Source organism: Streptomyces sp. NPDC001156 (assembly GCF_053598275.1).
On the sequence record NZ_JBSFJX010000561.1, the window covers coordinates 1 to 1,174 of the forward strand.

Annotated in this window: 1 protein-coding gene; it reads right to left on the bottom strand. The window is 69.3% G+C overall.

Features of this window, described 5'->3' with window-relative positions:
- Positions 1–1,174 (bottom strand): IS200/IS605 family accessory protein TnpB-related protein (locus ACWDA7_RS53125; protein WP_450615453.1); only part of this gene is annotated, 1,174 nt, incomplete at both ends.

The window sequence follows — 1,174 nt, forward strand, 5'->3', positions numbered from 1 at the left end:
AGGCCGGGTCGACGGCGATGATGGTGATGCCGAGTTCGGCCGCCATGCTGACGAGCCGGGCCCGCAGCTTGGACACGGGCATGCCGGAGATCAACTGCCTGAACCGCTTCCTGCGGCCGTGTTTCTCGCGGGTTTTGTCCGCGCTGAAGTCGAGGTCTTCGATCGCGATCGACACCCTGTGGCGTTTCGCCCAGTGCAGGAGCCGGATCAGTGCATGCCGTACCTGGGCATCACGATGGTGCGCGGTGCCGGACAGGTCGTAGACGAACCGGCGGGGTTCGCCGACCGGATTGCCGTGCGCGTCCAGCCGCCAGGCGGCCAGATGGTCGGCGTTCGTATCGACCCCGATCAGACCGCCGGTGCGGGCGTGGGACAGGGGGATGGTGGTGACTGGTGGGATGGTCCAGGAGGCGGTGAGGTACCAGCGGGAGCGGCCTGTGTCGTAGTGGATGCGGTAGGCCACGGCCCGGTTCGTGGTGATGCGGTCGGCCCACTCGTCGCTGCGGTGGTGGAAGAGGGCAGCGCCGGTGAGCGTATACCGGCCATGCGGGGCGTTGGCCAGGTGGGCGAGCGGACCAGGCAGTTTCAGTGACACTTCGCCCTCAGGCGTGACGCGGATCGTCTCATTGCCGAACCGCTTGCCCGCTTCCCCGTCCGCCTGCAGAAACCAGCGCTCAGCTTCCCACCGTTGCCGCCACTGGGCCTGCGTGAGCTGGGCGGCATGCAGGTTGTGCCGGTTGCGCGCGAGCCGCTTCCCGCCGCGCACAACCCGGACGCGGCCCACAGCGTGGTCGGCCTGCTCGGCACTGAGCCGGTCTTCAAGGACCTGCAGGCGCCGGGTTTTGGCGAACCGCTCCTTGGCGCTGCGGTAGCCGCCCGGCGCCCGCCTGCTCCCCTTCTCCCCGATCGGGAGGGACAGGCGGTGCGCGATCGTCTGCACGCCCGCCTGAAGGCTGTGGATGTGCGCGAGTTGGGCACGCCTGGACAGCGCCCACTGATCGTGGGTGGCCTTGGTGATGCTCCCGGCCCAACGCGACGAAGATTCCCCCGTCAGGTCCCGCTTACGCTTGGCCCACCTGTCCGCGGAGTGCTCCAGACCGTCGGCGCACCGGCGTTTGAGGTCCCTTGCGGCCAGCGAGCCCAGGTGCGCGCCCACCAGGCGCAACACCTCCTC